The organism is Streptomyces sp. NPDC059582 (assembly GCF_042735715.1).
In the GTDB taxonomy this organism is placed as follows: domain Bacteria; phylum Actinomycetota; class Actinomycetes; order Streptomycetales; family Streptomycetaceae; genus Streptomyces.
Genome location: NZ_JBHWCC010000004.1, coordinates 101,426 through 125,068 on the forward strand (window position 1 = coordinate 101,426; position 23,643 = coordinate 125,068).

Sequence of the window (23,643 nt, forward strand, 5' to 3'; positions counted from 1 at the left end):
GAGGCGGGCGACGGCGGGCGAGACCGGCCGAACGGCGGGCGGGACCGGCCGAACGCCGGATCCGCGCGGCCGCCGGACGCGGTTGCACCGAAGCCGTCGGCTCTGCCCCGTGTGACGTCGCTCGACCGGCTGCGCGGCGCCGTGGACCGGGCACGCTCGGCGGGTCCACCGCCGGGGCCGGCCCGTCCGGGGTTCTGGCGCAGTCCGTTGCGGGGGCCCTGGCTGACCGGGGTGTTCGGGCTGGTCCTGCTGGTCGGCGTCACACTGCTGTTCGTGACCGGCCTGTTGTCGTACGCGTCCTACAACCCGGACCTCGACCCGCGCAACGACCCGACGCCGGACAAGGGCCTGCTGGGCTTCTACCTGTTCACCTGGCCGACATCGCCGTACTGGATCTACCGGCTGACGCAGGGTGTCCACACCGTGCTGGGCGTGGTCCTGGTCCCGGTGCTCCTGGCGAAGCTGTGGTCGGTCATCCCGAAACTGTTCGAATGGCCCCCGGTACGCTCGGCCGCTCACGCTCTCGAGCGGCTGTCGCTGCTGCTGCTCGTGGGCGGTGCCGGATTCACCTTCGTCACCGGAATCCTGAACATTCAGCTGGACTACGTCTTCCCCGGCTCCTTCTACCCCCTGCACTTCTACGGCGCGTGGGTGTTCATCGGCGCCTTCGTCGTGCACGTCGCCGCCCGGTTCCCCCGCGCGGTGCGCGCCGTACGGGCCGGGCGCGGCTTCCAGCCGGAACCCGACTCGGACACGGCGGCAGGCCTCGTGTCACCGCGTCCGTCATCCCCGACGATCTCCCGTCGGGGCGCGGTCGCCATGGTCGGAGCGGGGTCGCTCGCGCTGTTCGCGGTGACGGCCGGGCAGAGCGTCGGCGGCTGGTGGCGCCGGACGGCCCTGCTCGCCCCGCACGGCCGGGACCCCGGCACGGGGCCGAACGGCTTCCCGATCAACAAGACCGCGGCCTCGGTCGGGATCCGCCCGAGTGACATCGGCCCGGCCTGGCGGCTGACCGTCCGCGGCGGTGGACGGCAGGTCGTCCTGACCCGCGAGATGCTCCTCGCGATGCCCCAGAGCGATGCGGAGCTGCCGATCGCCTGCGTGGAAGGCTGGTCCACCCCGAACCAGCGGTGGAGCGGCATCCGCCTCACGGATCTCGCCGCCCTCGTCGGACTCGGCACGGACACCCCGCCGGCTCTGGTGGAGTCGGTCCAGCGCGGCGGAGCGTTCACCTCGGTCATGCTGGCGGCCAACCAGACCCGCGATCACCGTTCCCTGCTCGCGCTGCGCGTCAATGGAGCAGTCCTCTCACCGGACCACGGCTATCCCGCCCGCGTGATCCTCCCGGCCGCCCCAGGGGTGCACAACACCAAGTGGGTTCACCGCCTCACGTTCGGAGAGCGCGCGTGAACCACTCCGCGAGCGGCCGGGCCACGGCCTTGCGCAACCGCTACGGCGCTTCCCCCCTCCATCTGCTGCTCGTCCTCGCCTCCTTCGCCCTCGCCGTCTACGCGGGGATCAGGCTGCTGAACGGCGACACCCTCGGCGTGGTCATCTGGTTCGTCGGGGCCGCGCTCCTGCACGACCTGGTCCTGCTGCCCTGCTACTCGGTGACCGACCGCGGCACTCAGTGGCTGTTCCGTGGCAGGCAGGAGCCGGGCGGCGGCACCCACCGGCCGAGCGTCAACCACGTCCGCGTGCCGGCGTTCGTCGCGGGAACCCTGTTCCTGGTGTGGTGGCCGCTGATCCTGCGCCAGGACGGCCACTACACGCCGGCCACCGGCCTGTCCGCGGAGGTGTTCCTGCCCCGCTGGCTCCTCATCACCGCGGCCCTGTTCCTCGCCTCGGCCCTCGTGCTGATCGTGCGGACCTGGCTGCGTCTGCGGCCCCGACGGAAGGCGGCCCGGGCTCAGGCGCGAGCGCGCAGGGCGACGAAGTGACGCTCCACCGAGGTGGTGATCCACTGCTCGGCGACCGTCCAGCCGGACAGGCCGGCGTACCGGGTCAACGTGTGGGTGCCGACGGTGGCCCAGGGGAAGTCGGGGCTCACCGCCCGCCGCCCGGCGTGGATGCGGACCCGGCGGCGTTCGTCCACGTCGGCTCGGGAAGTCTCCGCGATCAGCAGTCCCTGGTCGCTCACGAGATCCCGGACGCGTCGCAGGAGCAGGCGGGGGTCACCGCCGATGCCGATGTTCCCGTCGATGAGCAGTGCCGTGTCCCATGCGCCTTCCTCGGGCAGCGGATCGAACACGGACCCGCTTCGTGCGGCGCCGCCCCGGCAGACCGTCGAGATCACGGCCGAGGGGCACACATCGATCCCGAGCACGTCGTGCCCGCGCGAGGCCAGGGCTTCGACGAACCGCCCGCCACCGCAGCCGATGTCCAGCACCTTGCCCGCGCACCGCTCCACCACCGACCGGTCCCCGGTGTCCGGTCGCCCGGACCACCTCTCGACGTCGAGAGGCATGCACCAGCCCTCGCCGTCGCGCAGTGACAGGTCGCCCTCCCCCGCACCGACCGCGTCCGCCCACGCGGCGCTGTTCCAGGGGTCGGGAAAACCTGCCTGCGCTGAACCGGCGGTGCTCACACACTCCCCCGTTGTCGTCACTTTCTGGTCATGGCTGGAGCGACGCGGATGACGCTAGTACGCCCTGTCCCGGACCGCCCGCCGGGTATGCCGGACGGGCGAGCCGAGCCGCCCCGGCTGCCCGGGAGAGGTCGCGACGGCTCGACGTCTCCTGCTCTCCGGGACTGCCGACACGTCGTCAGCTCCGGGTCACGCCGCCGAAGGGGATTTCGGATCCGCCGCCGGCACGTGTCCACAGCGGGCCGGCCGGCGAGGCCGGCCCGAGCACCGGCACCGGCACCGGCGCCGGCAGGTCACGGGGTACGGCTGGGGGGTGCTAGGTGTGCTGTCCCGGAACGTTGGTGACACGCGTGCTGGGTGCTTGAACAAGTGAGGGCCTTCTGGGTTCGGTGTGGACTGCGACATCTCCACCGGTACTCAGGAGGCCCTCGTGTCCCACCGTAATGCCCCGTTGACGCCGACCGGCAGGCTGCGTCTGGCCCGGTGTGTCGTCGACGACGGCTGGCCGCTGCGCCGAGCCGCGGAACGTTTCCAGGTCAGCCACACCACCGCCGCACGCTGGGCCGGCCGCTACCGGCAACTGGGCGCCGCGGGCCTGCACGACCGCTCCAGCCGCCCGCACCACCAGCCACGCCGCACCCCGGCCGCCATCGAGGCCCAGGTCGTCCGCCTGCGCCGCGAACACCGGATCGGGCCCGTCCGTCTGGCAGCTCGCTGCGGCATCACCGCATCCACCGCCCACCGGATTCTGACCCGTCACCACCTGCCCGCTCTGGCCGCCTGCGACCGGGCCACCGGCGAACCCGTTCGCCGCTACGAACGCGCCCGCCCCGGCGAACTGGTCCACATCGACGTCAAGAAACTCGGCCGCATCCCCGACGGCGGCGGCCACAAAGCCCTCGGCCGGGCAGCCGGGCGCAAAAACCGCACCGGCGTCGGACTCGCCTACCTGCACACCGCCCTGGACGACCACTCCCGCCTGGCCTACACCGAAGACCTCCCCGACGAGAAGGCCGCCACCTGCGCCGGCTTCCTGGCCCGCGCCACGGCCTGGTTCGGCGCCCACGGCATCACCGTCGAGCGGGTCCTGACCGACAACGCCTGGGCCTACACCAAGAACACCTGGCGTCAGACCTGCCACGACCTGGGCATCAGCCCCCGCTGGACCCGCCCCTGGCGGCCACAGACCAACGGCAAGGTCGAACGCTTCCACCGCACCCTGCTCGAGGAGTGGGCCTACCAGCGGCCCTACACCTCAGACAGCGAACGACAAGCAGCCTTCCCCGACTGGCTGGACTGGTACAACTACCACCGACCCCACACCGGAATCAGCGGCCACACCCCAGCCAGCCGCGTCACCAACCTGTCGGGACAGCACAGCTAGGGCGTGTTTCGAAAGTCCCGTCCGGCCCGCCGGGCGGACGACGCTACTTCCGAACACGCCCTAGGACACCACGTCCTTGCGGGCGAAACCCCGGAAGGCCAGGGCGAACAGCACCAGGGCGTACGTCAATGAGATCGCCGTCCCCTGGATCATGCCCGACCACTCCGGGCGCGGCTGCACGGCGTCCGCCCAGGCGAACTGCCAGTGCGCGGGCAGGAAGTCGCGCCAGTCGCCGAGGGCGGTGACGGCGTCCAGGACGTTGCCGACGATGGTCAGGCCGACCGCGCCGCCGACCGCGCCGAGCGGGGCGTCCGTCTTCGTCGACAGCCAGAACGCCAGTCCGGCGGTGACCAGTTGGGAGACGAAGACGTACGCCACGACCACCAGGAGGCGCTGCGCGGCGGTGCCGGCGTCGAGTTCGCCGCCGGTGGGGATCTCCAGCGGGCCCCAGCCGTAGGCGGCCGTGCCGACCGCGAGGGCGACCAGCGGCAGCAGCACCATCGCGGTCAGGCTGAGGCCGAGTCCGACCACGAGCTTGGACCACAGCAGGCGGCCGCGGGGCACCGGAGCCGCCAGGAGATAGCGCAGGGACGACCAGCCGGCCTCCGAGGCCACCGTGTCCCCGCAGAACAGGGCCACCGGGATCACCAGCAGGAAGCCCGCGGAGACGAACAGGTTCACCGCGGCGAAGTTGGCGCCGGACGCGGTGGCCGTGTCCATCAGGGTGACCTGGTTGCCCCGGCCGCCCGGTTCGCCGCCGATGGCGAAGGCGACGGCCAGGACGAAGGGCAGGGCGGCGAGGATGCCGGCCATGACCAGCGTGCGGCGCCGCTTGAGCTGGCGGACCAGCTCGACCCGCAACGGCAGGGTGCGGTGCGCCCGGTAGCCGGAGGCGACCTCCACGGGCTCCGTGTGCCCGGTGAGCGTGCTCATGCGGAACCACCGATCAGGGTGAGAAAGGCGTCTTCGAGCCTGCGGTGCGGGCCGACCGACTCCACCGGCACGTCGAGCCGGACGAGTTCGGCGACCAGGCGCCGGGCGCTGCCGTCCGCGTCGAGCCGGACCAGGAGTCCGTCGTCGGTGCGTACGGCCGAGGCGACGCCGGGCAGCGCGGCCACCTTCTCGACGACCGGCTCCTCGACGGGTCCGGCGGTGCCGACGAGCAGGGTGTCGCCGGAGCCGACGATCTCGCCGACCCGGCCGGCCTGCACGAGCCGGCCACGGTCCATGACCACGAGGTGGGTGCAGGACTGCTCGACCTCCGCCAGCAGATGGCTGGAGACGATCACCGTGCGTCCTGCGGCCGCGTACCGGATCATCACCTCGCGCATCTCGCGGATCTGGGGCGGGTCGAGACCGTTGGTCGGTTCGTCGAGGATGAGCAGGTCCGGCAGGCCGAGCATGGCCTGGGCGATGGCGAGGCGCTGGCGCATGCCCTGCGAGTAGGTGCGCACCGCGCGGGCGAGCGCGTCGCCCAGTCCGGCGATCGCCAGGGCCTCGTCCAGGTGGGCGTCCTCGGCCGGCCGGCCGGTCGCCGCCCAGTACAGCTCGAGGTTCTCGCGGCCCGACAGGTGCGGCAGGAAGCCCGCGCCCTCGACGAAGGCGCCGACCCGGGACAGCACCGGCGCGCCGGGCCGGATCGCGTGGCCGAAGACGCGGATCTCGCCGTGGTCGGGGGTGATCAGGCCCATCAGCATGCGCAGGGTGGTCGTCTTGCCCGCGCCGTTCGGGCCCAGCAGGCCCAGCACCTGGCCCTTCTCCACCTGGAAGGACAGGTCCTTGACCGCGTACCGGTCGCTCGACTTCGCGTACCGCTTGCCGAGGTCGGTGATCTGGAGGGGGACGTCGGCCAGTTCGGGGTCGGGAGCGGGGGTGGTGGTGCGCCCGCGGGCCGTCAGCAGCAGGGCGAGGGCGAGGGCCGCACCGGCCAGGGGCAGCCACCAGACCCATGCGGGCAGCGTCGCGGCCGCGGTCGTCACGGCGGGCGCGGTCGGTACCCTCAGGTCTCCCTTCAGGGAGACGGTGTACGTCGCCGGGGCCGCCGGAGAGGCGTATCCGAGGTCGGTCGAGGCGAGGACCAGGCGGAGCCGGTGGCCCTTCTGGACCTGGTGGTCGATCGCCGGGAGGGTGATCGCCACGTCCTTGCCGGACCTGGCGCCCTCGACCCGGATCGGTGTCACGAGCTGCGCGGGCAGCACCTGCTGGGTGCCGTTCGGGCCGACGTCGTAGACCTTGGCGAACAGCACGGCGTCGTCGCGGGTCGAGGTGACGTGGACGGTCGCGGTCGGGGAGCCGGTGATGGTCAGGTCGTCGGTCACCGGTGCCGAGTCGAACGAGGCGTACTGGCCGGGGAAGTCGAACGACACCCCGACTCCCAGGGCCGACAGCTGGGCGAGCCCGCCGGTGCCGAGGCCCGGCAGGGCGGAGATCGCGGGCGGACTGGCGCCCGCCGGGTTGTCGAAGCGCTGCTCAGGTCCGGTGAGCGCGACCGAGCGTTCGTGGCTCTCCAGGCCGGGGTAGCTGGTGCCGCTCGCGCCGCGCAGTCGGGCCGCGCCGTCGGTGGAGTCGACGCCTCCGGTACGGGTGACGCGGAAGGCGGGGCCGGTGTCCGCGCCCTTGTCGCCCTTGAGGTAGCGGTCGAACCAGGCCGTCACGCGGGCCCGGACCCGACCGCCCTCCAGGTCGCCGCCGTCATGGCCGCCCGCGATCCAGTCGACGTCGACGGGGGCGCCGCCTGCGTGGATCGCCCGCGCGGCCGCGTCGGCCTGGCCGAGCGGGAAGAGGGAGTCGGTCTGGCCCTGCACCAGGAGGGTGGGCACCTTGATGCGGCCGGCGACGGCGGACGGGGAGCGCTCCTCCAGCAGCGCGCGGGCCGCGCTGTCCGGGGTCCCCGATTCGGCGACGCGCTGGTACATCGTGCACAGCGCGGTCTCGAACCGGTCGCAGCCGCCGCCGGCGTTGAAGAAGACGCCGGTCCACAGCTTCTTGAACACTCCGTCGGGGAACAGGGCGTCGGCGAGGTTCCAGTACGTGATGGCCGGGGCGATGGCGTCCACCCGGTCGTCGTGTCCGGCGGCCAGCAGCGAGATCGCGCCGCCGTAGGAGCCGCCCGCGACGCCGACGCGCGGGTCACCGGCCTTGTCGAGCCGGACCTGGGGCTGCCGCGCCAGCCAGTCGATCAGTTTCGAGACGTCGGCGACCTCGCCCCCGGGGGCGTTCAGCCCGATCCTGCCGGTCGACCTGCCGAAGCCGCGCGCCGACCAGGTCAGTACCGCGTATCCGTCGCTCGCCAGGTCCTCCGCCTGCTGCCGGACGTCGTCCTTGCTGCCGCCGAAGCCGTGCGCCAGCAGGACGGCCGGACGGCGGCCGGACGCCGAGGAGGTGAAGTACGAGGTGTCCAGGCGCACCCCGTCGACGGCCATGACCCGGTCGGTGCGGTGCACCGCGGGCGCGGCGTCGGAGGCGACGGCCGTCCATGTCCCGGCACCGGCGAGCACGGCGACGGCGGCCACGGCGGCCGGCAGCCGCCGTGGCTTCCGCGGCCCTCGCAGCACGGGCAGTCGAAGATCCATGCGTCAACGGTACGGGCCGCGACCGACATCCGAAGCAGCCCCGGGGCGGAGCGCCCGCCCCTCCCCCGGGCGTAGAGGCGGGTGGTTCCGTACCGCAGTCGTGGTACGAACCGTCGGTGAACTCCGACCAGTACGCGATTCGCCGGGCCGCCACCGTCGCCGAAGTCGCCGCCGCAGAGCACCTCTTCGACCATCCCGTCCGCACCGAGTGGGCCGAGCGGTTCCTGACCGCCGCCGGACACCATCTCCTGCTCGCCTACGAGGAGGGCACGGTCGCGCCCGTGGGCTTCGTCAGCGGAGTGGAGACCGTCCATCCCGACAAGGGCGCCGAGATGTTCCTGTACGAGCTCGCGGTCGCCCGGCCGTACCGGCGCCGGGGGATCGGGCGGGCGCTGATCGGGCGGCTGGCGGCCCTGGGGCGTGAACTCGGCTGCTACGGCATGTGGGTGCTGATCGACACCGGGAACGACGTCGCCCTCGCCACCTACCGCAGCGCGGGTGGCGAGGACGACGGGACGTGCGCGGTGGTGACGTGGGACTTCGAGGGAGCCGCGCCGGGCTGAGCCGCCGCGCCGGGCTCAGGCGCGCGCGTCCTCCGGGATGGACACCAGCCAGCGGGTGTCGCGGCGCGGGCGCAGGTAGAAGGCCCAGTAGAGAGTGGCGACGGCGGTGATGCCGCCGGTCCACAGGAGGTAGCTCGTCTCCTGGCGGCTGAGGACGTAGGCGAGGACCACGATCAGCAGGACGGGCATGGCGGGCCACAGCGGCATGCGCCAGGCGGGCGTGTGCCGGTGCGCGCCGCGGCGGGCGAGCAGGGCGGCGATCGCGACGAGCAGGTACATGGCCGTCACCGACACGCCGGTCACGCCGTACAGGGTGTCCAGGTTGACGAAGCAGAGCAGGGCGCCGGGGACACCGACGAGCAGGGTGGCGACCCAGGGCGAGCCGAAGCGGCCGAGCCGCGAGAGGCCCTTGTTGACGGGCTCGGGCCAGGCCTTGTCGCGGGCCGAGGCGAACAGCACCCGCGAGTTCTGGATGACCATGACGATGCCCGCGTTGATGATCGCGAGGGCCACGCAGAGGCTGACGAAGGTGCCGACGGCGGAGTTCGACCAGGCGGTGACCATGGAGCTGATGTCGCCGCCGGTCAGGGTCGACAGGTCGGAGGCGCCCATGGTGATCGCGACGACCGGGACCAGGATGATGACCGTGGAGATGGCGAGGGTGGCCAGGACCGTGCGGGCGACGTTGCGGCGCGGGTTCTCCAGCTCCTCGGAGAGGTAGACGGCGGTCGAGAAGCCCTGGGTGACGAAGAGGGCGATGGCGAGGCCGGAGACGACCAGCATGGCCGTCACGGTGTCCGTGTGCCCGTGCGCGCCCGCCACCTGCATCGACACCAGGCTGCCCGCGCCGCGCTCGCTGTGGGCGAAGCCCAGGACCGCCACGACGGCCGCCGCGATGACCTCCAGGACCAGGAAGATTCCGGTGATCCAGGCGTTGGCGCGCAGGTCGAGCAGGCCGGCCAGAGTGGCGAGGAGCATCACACCGGCGCCCGCCAGGGAGGGGTCGAGGTGGACGATCGGCGCGAGGTAGTCGGCGGTGCCCATCGCGATCACCGGCGGGACGATCATGACGACCAGCAGGGACAGCACGAAGACCAGCCAGCCGGCGAGGCGGCCGGCCATCGTCGACACCATGGCGTACTCACCGCCGGCGCTGGGGATGAGGGTGCCCAGTTCCGAGTAGCAGAACGCCACGGCGATACAGAGCAGGGAGCCGATGGCGATCGTCAGGGCGGTGGCCGTGCCGAGCGAGCCGAACAGATCGGGAACGACCACGAAGAGCGTGGAGGCCGGCGTCACGCAGGAGAGCGTGAGCAGCGTGCCGCCGACGACTCCGATGGAACGCTTCAGTGTCCGGGGACTGCTGTCCGGGGCCTCTGCGACGGCGGTGGCGACAGGGCGGAGCGTGTCGGTCATGCGGCGGTTCCGATCGACTTGTGCGAGGTGCTGCGGGCGGGAGCGCTATCGCCTCCGGCGGCTTGGGTCGTTCATCTCTTCGGTCGCTCCCGATGCCGCATGGAACCCCGACGAAAACCGGCGCGTCAATAGCTGTTTACCTTCGGAATTCGTGGCCCGAAGCGGCGATTGATCGCGAATACATGACTTGGGCCAGCCCGTTGCCCGCCTGACGTCCGTACGAGAATCGCAGCGGTCGCGTCAAAAAAAACGTGAAGGCGTCCGGAATGCGGACGAGAGAAACGTCCGGTTTACGTATCCGTACCGCAAATACGGTCGCGAGAATGTCAGTAGGTACCACTAGAGTCCGCAGCACAGTCGAATCACAGTTACGGGTGGGGACAGATGAAGCTGCGGTACACAGCGGCCTGGGTGGGGTTCACGGCCGCCGCGCTGATGGCGACCTCCGCGTGCGGCGCGGGAGAGACGGCCAAGAAGGCGGCCGACGGGGTCGCCGGCAACACCGACAAGATCATGGCGGCGCTCACCCGGGCGACCGACCGCACCGAGCAGGTCGGCTCGGCCGAGGTGAAGATGTCCACCGACCTGGGCACGGGCAAGCCGGTCACCATGGAGGGCACGTACAGCTGGGGCGACGGGTACGCCTTCGACGTCGAGATGGACGCCCAGGCCGCGCAGATGCAGCAGCTGACGACGTCCCCGACGATCCGCATGCTGTTCGTGGACGGCGCCTACTACTACGACGTCGACCCGCAGGCCACCGGCCCCCTCAAGGGCAAGGAGTGGATGAAGGTCGACGCGTCGGCCGTCTTCGGCGAGAAGGGCTCGCAGGCGCTCAGCGGCAGCTCCGCCGGCAGCCCCTCGGCGTCCATGAAGGGCCTCAAGTACGCCAACGACGTCGAGGACCTCGGCAAGGAAACTGTCGACGGGCAGAGCACGACCCACTACCGGGCCGTGGTCGACAAGGCGCACATGGGGAAGTTCAAGGAGGCCTACGGCAACACCGACAACCTCTTCGGCTCCGCCACCGGCGGCGCCGCCTCCGTCACCATGGACGTGTGGGTCGGCGACAAGGACCTGCCGGTGCGCATGAAGCAGAAGTTCGGGACGGCCACGGTCACCATGGACTTCGAGAAGTTCGGCGCCACGGCCGAGGTCGAGGCGCCGCCGGCCGCGCAGACCGGTGACCTCACCGAGGCGATCAAGAAGGCCCAGGAGCAGCAGAGCTGAGCCCGGCCCGGCGATGCCCCGCCCTCCCGGCACGGGGAGACGGGGCATCGCGGGCCCTACGGCCGGGCCGCGGTCAGTGGTTGCGCGGGAAGCCCAGGTCGACGCCCGCCGGGGCCTCGGACGGGTCGGGCCAGCGCGTGGTGACGACCTTGCCGCGGGTGTAGAAGTGCGTGCCGTCGTTGCCGTAGATGTGGTGGTCGCCGAAGAGCGAGTCCTTCCATCCACCGAACGAGTGGTAGCCCACGGGCACCGGGATCGGCACGTTCACGCCGACCATGCCCGCCTCGATCTCCAGCTGGAAGCGGCGGGCGGCACCGCCGTCCCGGGTGAAGATCGCGGTGCCGTTGCCGAACGGCGAGGCGTTGATGAGGGCGACGCCCTCCTCGTAGGTGTCGGCGCGCAGCACGCACAGCACCGGGCCGAAGATCTCCTCCTGGTAGGCCTTCGCGGCGGTCGGCACCCGGTCGAGCAGCGAGATACCGATCCAGTGGCCGTCCTCGAAGCCGTCCACGGTGTATCCGGTGCCGTCGAGCACGACCTCGGCGCCCTCGGCCGCCGCGCCCTCGACGTACGAGGCCACCTTGTCGCGGTGCGCCTTCGTGATGAGCGGGCCCATCTCGGAGGCCGGGTCGTTGCCGGGGCCGATCTTGATCTTCTCGGCGCGCTCGCGGATCTTCGCCACCAGCTCGTCGCCGACCGAGCCGACCGCGACGACGGCGGAGATGGCCATGCAGCGCTCGCCGGCGGAGCCGTAGGCGGCCGACACGGCGGCGTCGGCGGCCGCGTCCAGGTCGGCGTCCGGCAGGACCAGCATGTGGTTCTTGGCGCCGCCCAGAGCCTGGACGCGCTTGCCGTTCGCGGAGGCCGTGGTGTGGATGTAGCGGGCGATCGGGGTCGAGCCGACGAAGGACACGGCCTTGACGTCCGGGTGCTCCAGAAGACGGTCGACGGCCACCTTGTCACCGTGCACGACGTTGAACACGCCGTCCGGCAGGCCCGCCTCGGCGAGCAGCTCGGCGAGCTTCAGCGAGACCGACGGGTCCTTCTCGGACGGCTTCAGCACGAACGTGTTGCCGCACGCGATGGCGATCGGGAACATCCACATCGGGACCATCGCCGGGAAGTTGAACGGCGTGATGCCCGCGACGACGCCCAGCGGCTGCCGGATCGAGGACACGTCGACCCGGGAGGCCACCTCGGTCGACAGCTCGCCCTTCAGCTGCACGGTGATCCCGCACGCCAGCTCGACGATCTCCAGACCGCGCGCGACCTCGCCCAGCGCGTCCGAGTGGACCTTGCCGTGCTCGGCGGTGATCAGCTCGGCGATCTCGTCGCGGTGCGCGTCCAGCAGGGCGCGGAACTTGAACAGGATCGCGGTCCGCCTGGCCAGCGACGAGGTGCCCCAGGTCGCCCAGGCGTCCTTCGCGGCGGCGACGGCGGCGTCCACCTCGTCGACCGTCGCGAACGCGACCTTCGTGGTGACCGCGCCGGTCGCCGGGTCGGTGACCGGCCCGAACGTACCCGACGCGCCTTCGACGGTCTTGCCGCCGATCCAGTGGTTGACGATCTTCGTCATGCCCAGTTGCTCCTTCACAGATGGCGGCGTCGGGTGGAGACGTGCCGTTCGTACAGCTCACGTGCCTTGACCGCCGACGATCGGGTCGCGGTCGCGGCCACGGGTACATCCCACCAGGCCTGCGCCGGAGGCGCGCCCGACACTGTGTCTGCGGTTTCGGTCTCCACGTAGACACATGTGGGAGTGTCGGCGGCCCGCGCCTCGGCGAGCGCCGCGCGCAGTTCGCGGACGGTCTTGGCGCGCAGCACCCGCATGCCGAGGCTGGCCGCGTTGGCGGCGAGGTCGACGGGCAGCGGCGCCCCGGTGTACGTGCCCTCGCCGGACCGGTAGCGGTAGGCGGTGCCGAACCGCTCGCCGCCGACCGACTCCGACAGACCGCCGATGGACGCGTAGCCGTGGTTCTGCACGAGCAGCAGCTTGATCGCGATGCCCTCCTGCACGGCCGTGACGATCTCCGTCGGCATCATCAGATACGTGCCGTCGCCGACCAGCGCCCACACCGGGCGGTCGGGCGCCGCGAGCTTCACGCCGATCGCGGCCGGGATCTCGTAGCCCATGCAGGAGTAGCCGTACTCCAGGTGGTACTGGTCGCGCGAGCGGGCGCGCCACATCTTGTGCAGGTCCCCGGGGAGGGAGCCGGCCGCGTTGATGATCACGTCCGTGTCGTCGACGAGGGCGTCCAGGGCCCCCAGCACCTGCGGCTGCGTGGGCCGTATGTCCGGCTCGTCGGCCTCGTAGCAGGCGTCGACGCGCTGCTCCCAGCGCTCCTTGTCCTCGCCGTACTCGGCGGCGTACCCGTCGCCGACCCCGTGCCCGTGCAGGGCCAGGGCCTCGGCCAGCTGCTGGAGGCCGCTGCGGGCGTCCGCGATCAGGGGCAGGCCGCCGAGCTTGTGGCCGTCGTAGGCGGCGATGTTGAGGTTGAGGAAACGCACGCCGTCGCCCGTGAACAAGGTGTGGGAGGCGGTGGTGAAGTCGGTGTACCGGGTCCCCACGCCGATCACCAGGTCGGCCGTGCGGGCGAGTTCGTCGGCGGTCGCCGTGCCGGTGTGGCCGATGCCGCCGACGTCCTGCGGATGGTCGTAGCGCAGGGAGCCCTTGCCCGCCTGGGTGGAGGCGACCGGGATGCGGGTGGCCGCGGCGAACTCCGCGAGCGCCTCCTCGGCCCGGCTGTGATGCACACCGCCGCCCGCGACCAGCAGCGGCCGCCGGGCGGCGCGGATCACCTGGACCGCCTCGGCGAGCTCGGTCGGGTCGGCGCCCGGACGGCGGACCACCCAGGTGCGCTCGGCCAGGAACTCGGCCGGCCAGTCGTACGCCTCGGCCTGCACGTCCTGCGGCAGGGCGAGCGTGACCGCGCCCGTCTCCACCGGGTCGGTGAGCACCCGCATCGCCTGGAGGGCGGCCGGGATCAGCGCCTCGGGGCGGGTGATCCGGTCGAAGTACTTCGACACCGGGCGCAGACAGTCGTTGACCGACACATCGCCCGCGTACGGCACCTCCAGCTGCTGGAGGACCGGGTCGGCGGCGCGGGTCGCGAAGACGTCGCCGGGCAGGAGCAGCACCGGCAGATGGTTGATCGTGGCGAGCGCGGCACCGGTGACGAGGTTGGTCGCGCCCGGTCCGATGGAGGTGGTCACGGCGTGCGTCGACAGCCGGTTCGACTGGCGGGCGTAGCCGACCGCCGCGTGCACCATGGACTGCTCGTTGCGGCCCTGGAAGTAGGGCATGTCGTCGGCGTACTCGACGAGCGCCTGGCCGACACCGGCGACGTTTCCGTGGCCGAAGATGCCCCAGGTCGCGCCGATCAGCCGCTGCCGGTGCCCGTCCCGCTCGGTGTACTGGGCGGACAGGAAACGCACGAGCGCCTGCGCGACCGTGAGCCTCGTCGTCGAAGTCGTCGAGGTCATCGGTAACCCCCTGTGCTTTCTACGTGGTCCGGGTGGAAGCAGATCCGCCACTCCCGCGTCCCGCCCGGACCGGCCATGACGTTGAGGTAGTACATGGCGTGACCGGGCTGGGCGATGGACGGGCCGTGCCATCCGTCGGGAACGAGGACGGCGTCGCCGGAGCGGACCTCCGCGAGGACGTCGGATCCGCCCGCGCGTGAGGGGAATACGCGCTGATAGCCGAAACCGTTCGGGCCGTCGATCTCGAAGTAGTAGATCTCCTCGAGCTGCGACTCCTCGCCGGGCCGGTGCTCGTCGTGCTTGTGCGGCGGGTACGAGGACCAGTTGCCGCCGGGTGTGACGACCTCGACGGCGATGAGCCGGTCGCAGTCGAACGCGTCGGCGGAGGCGAAGTTGCGCACCTGGCGGGCGCAGCCTCCGCTGCCGCGCTGCTCGACGGGGACCTCCGGCGCGGGGCCGTAGCGGGCGGGGAGTCGTCGCTCGCACTTCGCTCCTGCCAGGGCGAAGCGGCCTCCCGCGCCGGAGGCGATCTGTGCCTGGGTGTCCCGGGGCACGTAGGCGAAGTCGGTGACCCCGCCGAACACGCTGTCCCTGCCCAGGAGTTGGAACTCGTCGTGCTCAATTTGTACGGTACATCCGCCTTCCAGCGGAAGAATGATCCATTCACTGTCCCCCGCGGTGAACGCATGCGTACCGCCCGGTGACAACTCCACGATGCGCAGGCTGCTGTGCGTCCAGCCGGCCCGCTCGGGGTCGATGTCGACGGCGTACCAGGCGTTCGCGGTGGCACCTCGGGGCAGGTGCAGGTCGGTGCTGGTCATGCGGCCCTCACAGCAGTCCTACGGCGGTGTCCACGGCGGCGGCCACATCGCCGTCCGCCGGGTACAGCAACGAGCGGCCGACGACCAGGCCGCGCACGGTGGGGAGTCGGAGCGCGCCGCGCCACTTCTCGTAGGCGGCGACCTGCTCCTCGACCGAACCGCCGACCTCGCCGCCGAGGAGGACGGCGGGCAGCGTGGAGGTCTCCATGACCTGGGCCATGTCGTCGGGGTTCTCGGTGACCGGCACCTTCAGCCAGGTGTAGGCCGAACTGCCGCCCAGGCCGGAGGCGATGGCGATGGACCTGGTGACCGCGTCCGCGCTCAGGTCGTTGCGCAGCCGTCCGTCCGGTCCGCGCCGGCTGATGAACGGCTCGACGAAGACCGGGAGCCTGCGCTCGGCCATCGCGTCGATGGCGCGGGCGGTGGACTCCAGCGTGGTGAGGGAGCCCGGGTCGTCGTAGTCGATGCGCAGCAGCAGCTTGCCCGCGTCGAAGCCGAGGCGGTGGATGTCCTCGGGGCGGTGGCCGGTGAAGCGGTCGTCGAGCTCGAAGGAGGCGCCCTGGAGGCCGCCGCGGTTCATGGAGCCCATGACGACCTTGTGGTCGAGGGCGCCGAGCAGCAGCAGGTCGTCGAGTATGTCGGCGGTGGCGAGGACCCCGTCCACGCCGGGGCGGGACAGTGCCAGGCACAGGCGTTCCAGCAGGTCGGCGCGGTTGGCCATGGCGAGGCGGCGGTCGCCGACGCCGAGGGCGCCGCGGGCCGGGTGGTCGGCGGCGACGATCATCAGCCGGCCGTTGTCACCGAGCAGCGACCTGCGGTGGCGGCGGGCGGCGGCCTCGGCGATCGCCTCGGGGTGCTGGGTGCGGACGCGGACGAGTTCGGCGACGTCCACGCGCGCGAGGCCGGCTCCGGAGCCGCCCTCGTGCCGGACCCCTCCGACGTGGCCCGCCCTCACAGCACCGCTCCGGCGGCGAGAGCCGCGTCGACCTCGTCAGGCGTCGGCATCGCGGAGGAGCACTCCAGGCGGGAGGCGACGATGGCGCCGGCCGCGTTGGCGTAGCGCATGGTCTTCTCCAGGTCCCAGCCGTTGAGCAGGCCGTGGCACAGCGAGCCGCCGAAGGCGTCGCCGGCGCCCAGGCCGTTGAGGACGTTCACCGGCAGCGGGGGGACCTCGGCGGACTCACCCTCGCGGTTGACTGCGAGGACGCCCTTCGGGCCCTGCTTGACGACGGCGAGTTCGACGCCGGCCGCCAGCAGGGCGCGGGCGGCGGCGTGCGGCTCGCGCACCCCGGTGGCGACCTCCACCTCGTCGAGGTTGCCGACGGCGACGGTGGTGTGGCGCAGGGCCTCGGCGTAGAAGGGGCGGGCGGTGTCGGGATCGCTCCAGAACATGGGGCGCCAGTCGAGGTCGAAGACCGTCGTGCCGGCCTTGGCGCGGTGGGCGAGGGCCGCGAGCGTCGCCGTCCGGCTGGGCTCCTCGCTCAGGCCGGTGCCGGTGACCCAGAAGACGCTCGCCTCGCGGACCGCGTCGAGGTCGAGTTCGTGGGCGTGGATCTCCAGGTCGGGCGCCTTGGGCTGCCGGTAGAAGTACAGCGGGAAGTCGTCCGGTGGGAAGACCTCGCAGAAGGTGACCGGGGTCGGCAGCCCGGGGACCGGGGTGACCCAGCGGTCGTCGACGCCGAAGCCGCGCAGCGCCTCGTGCAGATAGGCGCCGAACGGGTCGTCACCGGTCCGGGTGATCACGGCCGTCCGCCGGCCGAGCCGGGCCGCGGCGACGGCCACGTTCGTGGCGGAACCGCCGAGGAACTTCCCGAAGGCCGACACCTGGGCCAGGGGGACACCCGCCTGCAGCGGATAGAGGTCCACTCCGATCCGCCCCATGGTGATCAGGTCGTACGCCATCGGGTTCCCTTCGCTTCGACTTCCACCGGTTCTAATGCCGGACCCCGAGCCCTGTCAATGTTTTGTCCAGACATTCGGACCAGAGCTTGACACCCCCTTGCCGGGGACCGCACGCTGACGGCCATGACTTCGTCGTCACCTCAGTCCTCACTCTCCCGTATCCGCATCGGTTCGGCGCCCGACTCGTGGGGCGTCTGGTTCCCGGACGACCCGCAGCAGGTGCCCTGGCAGCGCTTCCTCGACGAGGTCGCCGACGCCGGCTACGAGTGGATCGAACTGGGTCCGTACGGCTATCTGCCGAGCGACCCCGCCGTACTCGCCGAGGAGACCGCGCGGCGCGGCCTGAAGGTGTCGGCCGGCACGGTGTTCACGGGGCTGCACCACGGGCCGGACGTCTGGGACAAGACCTGGGCCCACGTGTCCGACATCGCCGCCCTGACCCAGGCGATGGGCGCCCGGCACCTGGTCGTCATCCCGTCCTTCTGGCGGGACGACAAGACCGGCGAGGTGCTGGAGCCGGACACGCTGACGCCGGGGCAGTGGCGTGATCTCACCTCGCAGACCGAGCGGCTGGGCCGGGAGGTGCGCGAGCGGTACGGGCTGGAGATCGTCGTCCACCCGCACGCCGACACCCACATCGACAGCGAGGAGAACGTCGTCCGCTTCCTCGACGGCACGGACTCCGACCTGGTGTCGCTGTGCCTGGACACCGGGCACTACGCGTACTGCGGCGGCGACAGCGTCAAGCTGATCGAGACGTACGGCGAGCGCATCGGCTATCTGCACCTGAAGCAGGTCGACCCGGAGATCCTGGCGGAGGTGCGGGCGCAGGAGATCCCGTTCGGGCCGGCCGTGGCCCGCGGGGTGATGTGCGAACCGCCGTCCGGGGTGCCCGCGCTGGGGCCGGTGCTGGAGGCGGCGCAGAGGCTGGACGTGGACCTCTTCGCGATCGTCGAGCAGGACATGTACCCGTGCGAGCCGGATCGGCCGCTGCCGATCGCTCAGCGGACGCGGGCGTTCCTGAGGTCTTGCGGGGCGTAACCCTCCGGGGGTGGGGCGGCTTCTCGTCTGCGGGGTTCCGCGAGTGGGCCTGTGCGGGTCGCGGGTGGCTTGTCGCGCAGTTCCCCGCGCCCCTGACGGGGAGTCGAGCGGGCGCGGGTCGCGGGTGGCTTGTCGCGCAGTTCCCCGCACCCCTGACGGGGAGTCGGGCGGGCGCGGGTCGCGGGTGGCTTGTCGCGCAGTTCCCCGCGCCCCTGACGAAGGGTGGTTGTGCGTTGGGTCTGTCACAAAGGCCTCCCTTCTGTCACAGATGTCGCGTGTACGCGGGTTTCGTGTCACACCCGGTCGACAGGCAAGGCCCCGCCCTCACTCTGTGTCGTTCATGGGACACACGCTGGTGATCGCCAGCGCCGCGCCCGGCTCCCCCGACGGCCGGCCCCGGCCGCCGCTGCGGCGCGCGCAGGGAGGTGCAACTCATGACCGACCGAAGGCTCTGGTCGTACAAGGAGATCGCGGCGCACATCAAGGTGCAGCCGGACACCGTACGGTCCTATCGCAAGCACGGACTGCTGCCGCCGCCCGACCACGTGGAGAGCGGCAAGCCCTACTGGTACGCCGAGACCGTCCGCGCGTGGGTCGCGTCCCGGCCCGGGAACCGGGGCCGCCGGCCGGACTGAGCGGCCGGGGGCGAGCCCGCACCCCGAAAAACCCTTCTGTGCCCCACCCTCGCGTGGGGCACAGTGCGTCGTATGGACTTCTCCGTCAAACCCGTGCTCACCGGTGCGAGGACCGTGCTGCGACCCTTCACCAAGGACGACGCCGACACCATGTGGGAGATCATCGGCGACCCCGAGGTCGTCCGCTTCACCTTCACGCCGAACAGCGAACTCACCCTCGACCGGGTGCGCTCCTGGTACGGCAGCCGGGCCGAGCAGCCCGACCGGCTCGACCTCGCCGTCACCGACCGGGCCACCGGCGAACTCGTCGGCGAGGTCGTCCTGTACGAGTGGGACCCGCAGGCCCGCGGCTGCACCTTCCGCACCCTGGTGGGCCCGCGAGGTCGCGGCCGCGGCCTGGGCACCGAGGCCACCCGGCTGATCGTCGGCTACGCCTTCGAGCAACTAGGTCTGCACCGGGTCCAGTTGGAGCTGTACGGCAACAACCACCGGGCCCGGCGCGTCTATGAGAAGGCCGGATTCGTGGTGGAGGGGGCGCGGCGGGAGGCCGCGCTGCGGGACGGCGAATGGGTGGACGAGGTGATCATGGGGGTTCTCGACCGGGAGTGGGCCGTCCACCGGGGCCGGCCCGAGGACCGCGCGGTCAGCTCCACGGGTCGATGACCGTGACCCCGGCCCCGGGTGCCGTCCCCATCGCGGCCAGCGCGTCCGGCACCGCGTCCAGCGGGATGGTCGACGTCACCAGCAGGTCGGGGCGCAGGACACCCGCGCCGACGAGCTCCAGCATCGCGGCGTAGCCGTGCGCCGGCATGCCGTGGCTGCCGAGCAGTTCCAGCTCCAGGCCGACGGCGCGGGCCATGGGGACGGGGGTCGTGCCGTCCGGTGAGGGCAGCAGGCCGACCTGGATGTGCCGGCCGCGGCGGCGCAGGCAGTTCACGGAGGCCGCGCAGGTCGCCGGGGAGCCGAGGGCGTCCAGGGAGAGATGGGCGCCGCCGCCGGTGAGCGCGCGGATCGCCGCCGCCGTGTCCGCCGTGCGGGTGGCGTCCACGCACTCCGCCGCGCCGAACTTCCGCGCCAGGTCCAGCGCCTGCGGTGCCACGTCGACGGCCACCACCCGCGCCCCGGACGCCGCCGCGATCATCACCGCCGACAGGCCGACGCCGCCGCAGCCGTGCACCGCGACCCACTCCCCCGCCGCCACCCGGCCCTGCCGTACGACCGCACGGAACGCCGTGGCGAACCGGCAGCCGAGGGCGGCCGCGGTCGCGAAGGACATCCCGTCGGGGACGGCGACGAGGTTCACGTCGGCGTGGTCCAGGGCCACGTACTGGGCGAAGGAACCCCAGTGGGTGAAGCCCGGCTGGGTCTGTTGCTCGCACACCTGCTGGTCGCCCGCCGCGCAGGCCGGGCAGGTGCCGCAGGCGCAGACGAACGGCACGGTGACCCGGTCGCCGGGGCGCCAGGCGGTCACCCGGGGCCCCACCGCCTCCACCACACCGGCCAGTTCATGCCCCGGGACGTGCGGGAGGGTGATGTCCGGGTCGTGTCCCTGCCAGCCGTGCCAGTCGCTGCGGCACAGCCCGGTGGCCGCCACCCGCACCACCACCCCGTGCTCCGCGGGCCGCGGGTCGGCCACCTCCCGCACCTCGGCCGGCTCCCCGTACCGTTCGAACACCACAGCTCGCATGCGTCCGTCCTCGCCTCCGCCGGGTACGGGCCCCGGAGCCGGCCACTCCGGGGATCAACCCGCGCCCTCGGCGGAACGCTATCCGGGCACTCCGGCCCTGTCCCGCTCCCGGTCGGTCTCCGTGACCGCCGCCGGCTCCCCCTCGCTCAGCCCGAACCGGCGATGGAACCTGCGCAGCGGGGCCGGGGCCCACCAGGTCGCGCGGCCCGTGAGCCGCATGATCGCCGGAACCAGCAGGCTGCGGACGACCATCGCGTCCATCAGCACCGCCAGCGCGATGCCCAGGCCGAGCATCTTCGTGTTGGTCACGCGGGAGGTGCCGATCGCGACCATCACCACGGCGAGGATCACCGCGGCCGCGGTGATCAGGCCGCCGGTGCGCTGAAGGCCGTGCCGGACCGCCTCGCGGTGGTCGCCGCTGCGGTCGTACTCCTCCTTGATGCGGGACAGCAGGAACACGCCGTAGTCCATGGAGAGGCCGAAGGCCACGCAGAACATCAGGACGGGCAGGGTGGTCTCGATGGAACCGGGGCTGGTGAAGCCGAGCAGGCCGGAGAGATGGCCGTCCTGGAAGACCCAGACCACCGCGCCGAACATCGCCGTCAGGCTGAGCGCGTTCAGCAGCACGGCCTGGATCGGTATGAGCACGCTGCCGGTGAGCAGGAAGACCAGGAACAGGGTGACCACCGTGATGAACACGGCCGCCCAGGGCAGGCGTTCGGCGATCGCGTGCTTGGAGTCGACCAGGACCGCGGCCGTGCCGGTCACCTTGGTGTCGAAGGGGGCGTCCAGGGCGCGCAGGTCGCCGACCAGTCGCTGGGCCGCGTCGTCGACGGCTTCGCCCTTCGGCAGGACCGTGAAGTACGCCGAGTCACCGCGCACCAGGGGGCCGTCCACGCCCGCCACCTCCGGCAGGGCGGACATCCGCGCCTTGTAGGCGGCGTACTGCGCCTGGGTCGCGTCACCCTCGGCCAGCACCTCCAGGCCGCCGCCGGGGCTGCCCGGGAAGTCGTCGCGGATGTGCTGCTGCACGACGTGGGACTCGGCGGTGGAAGGCAGCTGGCGGTCGTCGGCGGTGCCGAACCGCACGCCGAGGAAGGGCAGTCCGAGCAGGACGAGGACGGCCGTGGTCGCCAGCGCGAAGAACGGGGCCCGACGCATGACCAGGGTCGCCGTGCGCGCCCAGGCCGTGCCCTCCTCGCCCGAGACCTTAGGGGGCCGTCCGCGGCGCAGCAGACGGCGCAGGTCGAGCGCGTCCACCCGGTGGCCGAGCAGGACCAGCGCCGCCGGGAGCAGGATCAGGGCGGCCGCGGCGGCCAGCAGCACCACCGCGATGCCGGCGTAGGCGAACGAGCGCAGGAAGTACTGCGGGAAGACGAGCATCGCGGCCAGGGACACGGCGACCGTCAGCGCGGAGAACAGGACCGTGCGGCCCGCCGTGCGCAGCGTGGTGGCGACGGCGGTCAGCGGTTCGGCGCCGCTGGACAGTTCCTCGCGGAAGCGGCGGACGACGAACAGGGCGTAGTCGATGGCCAGTCCCAGGCCGAGGGCCGTGGTGAGGTTCATCGCGAAGACCGAGACGTCGGTGAACTCGGAGATGCCGCGCAGCACCGCGTTGGTGCCGAGGATCGCGATGATGCCGATGCCGAGCGGCAGCAGGGCCGCGACCGCGCTGCCGAAGACCATCACCAGCAGCACCAGGGTGATGGGCAGGGCGATCATCTCGGCCCGGGTCAGGTCCTCGCGGATGATCGTCTGCATCTCGTGCCGGACGGCGACGATGCCGCCGACCTTCACCTCCACCGGGCCCTGGGTCCCCCGGTAGGACGGCTCGATGCGGTCCAGGGTGTCGCCCATCGTCTTCTCGTCGCCCGTGATGCGGGCGGCGATCAGCGCCTCGTGGCCGTCCTTCGCGCGCAGCGCGGGCGCCGCCGAGGGGTCGGCCTGCCAGTAGGAGCCGACGCCGGTCACGCCCTTCTCCTCGGCCAGGCGCGCGGTGAGACGGTTCGCCTCGGCGACGACGGCCGGATCGTCCACGGAGGCCCCGCCCGTGTCGAGCAGCAGCAGGAAGTTGGGCTGGGAGCCGGGGAACTCGCGCTCCAGCGCCTTCGTCGCGTACGTCGACTGCGCGTCCGGGTCCTCCCAGCCGCCGCTGCCCAGCCGGTCGGCGACCCCGCTGCCCGCCAGCACGGCGAGCACGGTGAGCACCAGGGCCGCCAGCAGCGACAGCCGTGGGCGCGCGGTCACGAAGCGCGTCCATCCTCCGACGCGGGGTGGACTGTTGACTTCGGTCATTGTGCGGTGTCCCCTTCACCGTGATCCGTGATCCGTGCTGTACGCAGGCAGGAGCATGGGTCGGTCATTGCCATAGACTGACAAACACGAGAGATCGCTCGCGTTTACCCAGAATGCGAGCGGCCGCTCGCGTTTGTCAATCGCATGCCGAAAGCTGGGGATATCGCGTGCCCGACAAGTCCGACCACCCGGAGCAGGAGAAGCCCCCCGCACAGGGGCAGCCGCGCCGCCGGCAGGCGCGCGGCGAGCGCCGCGTCGCCCAACTGCTCGAGGCCGCCGCCACCGTCTTCTGCGCGACCGGCTACACGGCCGCCAGCACCAACGCCATCGCCCGTGAGGCGGGCGTCTCGCCCGGCACGCTCTACCAGTTCTTCCCGAACAAGGAAGCGATCGCCATCGAACTCGGCGACCGGCTCATGCACGAGATGCGCGAGACGTACGGCGAGGCGCTCGCCCCGGTCGACCCCGCGACCCCGCTGGACGAGGCCGTCGGCGCCGCCGTCGACCGCTTCATCGCCTTCAACTGCGACCATCCGGTGTTCTTCGCCCTGATGCACGGTCCCGACATCCCCGGCCTGATCGCCGAGGAGCACGACGCGCTGCACGCCACGCTGCTCAGCCGGATAGAGGGTCTGCTCTCCTCGTTCCTGCCCGAGGCGCCCCCCGCCGACCTGGCCCGCACGGCACACATGTGCCTGGGCATGTACAAGGCGGGCCTGGAGCTGATCCTGGCCCACGAGGGCGCCGAGCGCGACGCGTACGTCCAGGAGCTGAAGAACGCCCTGAGCCGCTACCTCGCCCCGCTGGTCGGCGACCGGCTCGGCCGCCCCGGCCACACCGCGACCGCAACCCGCTGACCGACCGACCGGCTGACCGACCGACCGGCCGCCGAACGGCTGACCTGCTGACCTGCCGCGCCACCCAGGCGCACCGCACGGCCACCCCCACCTCGGGACGCCACGACGCCACACCGACACCACACACGTGACGCCGCCCGCCGGATCCGCCACCGCCACCGCCACCGCCA

Annotated in this window: 20 protein-coding genes; 9 read left to right on the forward strand and 11 right to left on the reverse strand. The window is 72.1% G+C overall.

The window, feature by feature from the left end; genetic code table 11:
* Window positions 1–111: 111 nt before the first annotated feature.
* Window positions 112–1,410: a molybdopterin-dependent oxidoreductase gene (locus tag ACFV0T_RS05495; RefSeq protein WP_385774720.1), complete on the forward strand. Its 1,299-nt coding sequence runs from the start codon at window positions 112–114 to the stop codon at window positions 1,408–1,410.
* A complete protein-coding gene (locus ACFV0T_RS05500; protein ID WP_385774722.1) occupies window positions 1,407–1,940 on the forward strand; it encodes a hypothetical protein in 534 nt (177 codons plus the stop codon). Before ACFV0T_RS05495 ends, ACFV0T_RS05500 begins: the two co-directional genes overlap by 4 nt.
* Here ACFV0T_RS05500 and ACFV0T_RS05505 read toward each other — a convergent pair.
* The gene (locus ACFV0T_RS05505; protein ID WP_385774724.1) at window positions 1,910–2,587 is read right to left on the reverse strand and encodes a class I SAM-dependent methyltransferase; all 678 of its coding nucleotides are present in this window, start codon (window positions 2,585–2,587) and stop codon (window positions 1,910–1,912) included. The two genes, ACFV0T_RS05500 and ACFV0T_RS05505, sit on opposite strands and share 31 nt — an antisense overlap.
* A 430-nt stretch (window positions 2,588–3,017) precedes the next feature.
* Between ACFV0T_RS05505 and ACFV0T_RS05510 the strand changes: the two genes are divergently transcribed.
* A complete protein-coding gene (locus ACFV0T_RS05510; protein ID WP_385774726.1) occupies window positions 3,018–3,971 on the forward strand; it encodes an IS481 family transposase in 954 nt (317 codons plus the stop codon).
* A gap of 60 nt (window positions 3,972–4,031) precedes the next feature.
* Here ACFV0T_RS05510 and ACFV0T_RS05515 read toward each other — a convergent pair whose 3' ends face one another.
* The gene (locus ACFV0T_RS05515) at window positions 4,032–4,904 is read right to left on the reverse strand and encodes an ABC transporter permease (RefSeq protein WP_385774728.1); all 873 of its coding nucleotides are present in this window, start codon (window positions 4,902–4,904) and stop codon (window positions 4,032–4,034) included.
* Entirely contained in the window at window positions 4,901–7,543 is a 2,643-nt protein-coding gene (locus tag ACFV0T_RS05520) for an alpha/beta fold hydrolase (protein WP_385774730.1), read from the reverse strand. The genes ACFV0T_RS05515 and ACFV0T_RS05520 overlap by 4 nt, the downstream gene beginning before the upstream one ends.
* A 116-nt stretch (window positions 7,544–7,659) precedes the next feature.
* Here ACFV0T_RS05520 and ACFV0T_RS05525 point away from each other — a divergent pair, with 116 nt between their 5' ends.
* Complete coding sequence (locus ACFV0T_RS05525) at window positions 7,660–8,106, forward strand: GNAT family N-acetyltransferase (RefSeq protein ID WP_385774732.1); 447 nt, start codon at window positions 7,660–7,662, stop codon at window positions 8,104–8,106.
* A 15-nt stretch (window positions 8,107–8,121) separates the two neighbouring features.
* On the opposite strand, the gene ACFV0T_RS05530 is transcribed toward ACFV0T_RS05525, so the two are convergent.
* Window positions 8,122–9,522: an APC family permease gene (locus tag ACFV0T_RS05530; protein WP_385774734.1), complete on the reverse strand. Its 1,401-nt coding sequence runs from the start codon at window positions 9,520–9,522 to the stop codon at window positions 8,122–8,124.
* A 384-nt stretch (window positions 9,523–9,906) separates the two neighbouring features.
* Between ACFV0T_RS05530 and ACFV0T_RS05535 the strand changes: the two genes are divergently transcribed.
* Window positions 9,907–10,752, forward strand: coding sequence for a hypothetical protein (locus ACFV0T_RS05535; RefSeq protein ID WP_385774736.1), 846 nt, complete (start codon window positions 9,907–9,909; stop codon window positions 10,750–10,752).
* Window positions 10,753–10,825: 73 nt separating this feature from the next.
* On the opposite strand, the gene mmsA is transcribed toward ACFV0T_RS05535, so the two are convergent.
* The 5 genes from mmsA to iolC are packed head-to-tail and all read right to left on the reverse strand — an operon-like array spanning window position 10,826 to window position 16,958.
* Window positions 10,826–12,328 (reverse strand): CoA-acylating methylmalonate-semialdehyde dehydrogenase, encoded by a 1,503-nt coding sequence (mmsA, locus tag ACFV0T_RS05540; protein ID WP_385774738.1) that lies wholly within the window; start codon window positions 12,326–12,328, stop codon window positions 10,826–10,828.
* A gap of 14 nt (window positions 12,329–12,342) precedes the next feature.
* Entirely contained in the window at window positions 12,343–14,235 is a 1,893-nt protein-coding gene (gene iolD, locus ACFV0T_RS05545; protein ID WP_385774740.1) for a 3D-(3,5/4)-trihydroxycyclohexane-1,2-dione acylhydrolase (decyclizing), read from the reverse strand.
* Window positions 14,232–15,056, reverse strand: coding sequence for a 5-deoxy-glucuronate isomerase (gene iolB / locus ACFV0T_RS05550; protein ID WP_385774742.1), 825 nt, complete (start codon window positions 15,054–15,056; stop codon window positions 14,232–14,234). Before iolB ends, iolD begins: the two co-directional genes overlap by 4 nt.
* Window positions 15,057–15,063: 7 nt before the next feature.
* A complete protein-coding gene (locus tag ACFV0T_RS05555; RefSeq protein WP_385775099.1) occupies window positions 15,064–15,948 on the reverse strand; it encodes a deoxyribose-phosphate aldolase in 885 nt (294 codons plus the stop codon).
* A gap of 59 nt (window positions 15,949–16,007) precedes the next feature.
* Window positions 16,008–16,958, reverse strand: coding sequence for a 5-dehydro-2-deoxygluconokinase (gene iolC / locus ACFV0T_RS05560; protein WP_385774744.1), 951 nt, complete (start codon window positions 16,956–16,958; stop codon window positions 16,008–16,010).
* 123 nt (window positions 16,959–17,081) lie between these two features.
* Here iolC and ACFV0T_RS05565 point away from each other — a divergent pair, with 123 nt between their 5' ends.
* The 3 genes from ACFV0T_RS05565 to ACFV0T_RS05575 all read left to right on the forward strand — a co-directional run bounded on the left by ACFV0T_RS05565 (window position 17,082) and on the right by ACFV0T_RS05575 (window position 19,297).
* A complete protein-coding gene (locus ACFV0T_RS05565; protein ID WP_385774746.1) occupies window positions 17,082–17,999 on the forward strand; it encodes a sugar phosphate isomerase/epimerase family protein in 918 nt (305 codons plus the stop codon).
* A gap of 434 nt (window positions 18,000–18,433) precedes the next feature.
* On the forward strand, window positions 18,434–18,634 hold the full coding sequence (locus ACFV0T_RS05570; protein WP_385774748.1) for a helix-turn-helix transcriptional regulator: 201 nt from the start codon (window positions 18,434–18,436) through the stop codon (window positions 18,632–18,634).
* Window positions 18,635–18,706: 72 nt separating this feature from the next.
* A complete protein-coding gene (locus tag ACFV0T_RS05575; protein WP_385774750.1) occupies window positions 18,707–19,297 on the forward strand; it encodes a GNAT family N-acetyltransferase in 591 nt (196 codons plus the stop codon).
* Here the strand turns inward: ACFV0T_RS05575 and ACFV0T_RS05580 are convergent.
* Both ACFV0T_RS05580 and ACFV0T_RS05585 read right to left on the reverse strand, forming a co-directional pair.
* A complete protein-coding gene (locus tag ACFV0T_RS05580; protein ID WP_385774752.1) occupies window positions 19,278–20,321 on the reverse strand; it encodes a zinc-dependent alcohol dehydrogenase family protein in 1,044 nt (347 codons plus the stop codon). The two genes, ACFV0T_RS05575 and ACFV0T_RS05580, sit on opposite strands and share 20 nt — an antisense overlap.
* Before the next feature lie 78 nt (window positions 20,322–20,399).
* Window positions 20,400–22,616 carry an MMPL family transporter gene (locus ACFV0T_RS05585; protein ID WP_385774755.1) on the reverse strand — a complete coding sequence of 739 codons (2,217 nt, stop codon included), beginning with the start codon at window positions 22,614–22,616 and terminating at the stop codon, window positions 20,400–20,402.
* Between the two features lie 167 nt (window positions 22,617–22,783).
* Between ACFV0T_RS05585 and ACFV0T_RS05590 the strand changes: the two genes are divergently transcribed.
* Complete coding sequence (locus ACFV0T_RS05590) at window positions 22,784–23,473, forward strand: TetR/AcrR family transcriptional regulator (RefSeq protein ID WP_385774757.1); 690 nt, start codon at window positions 22,784–22,786, stop codon at window positions 23,471–23,473.
* Window positions 23,474–23,643 lie beyond the last annotated feature (170 nt).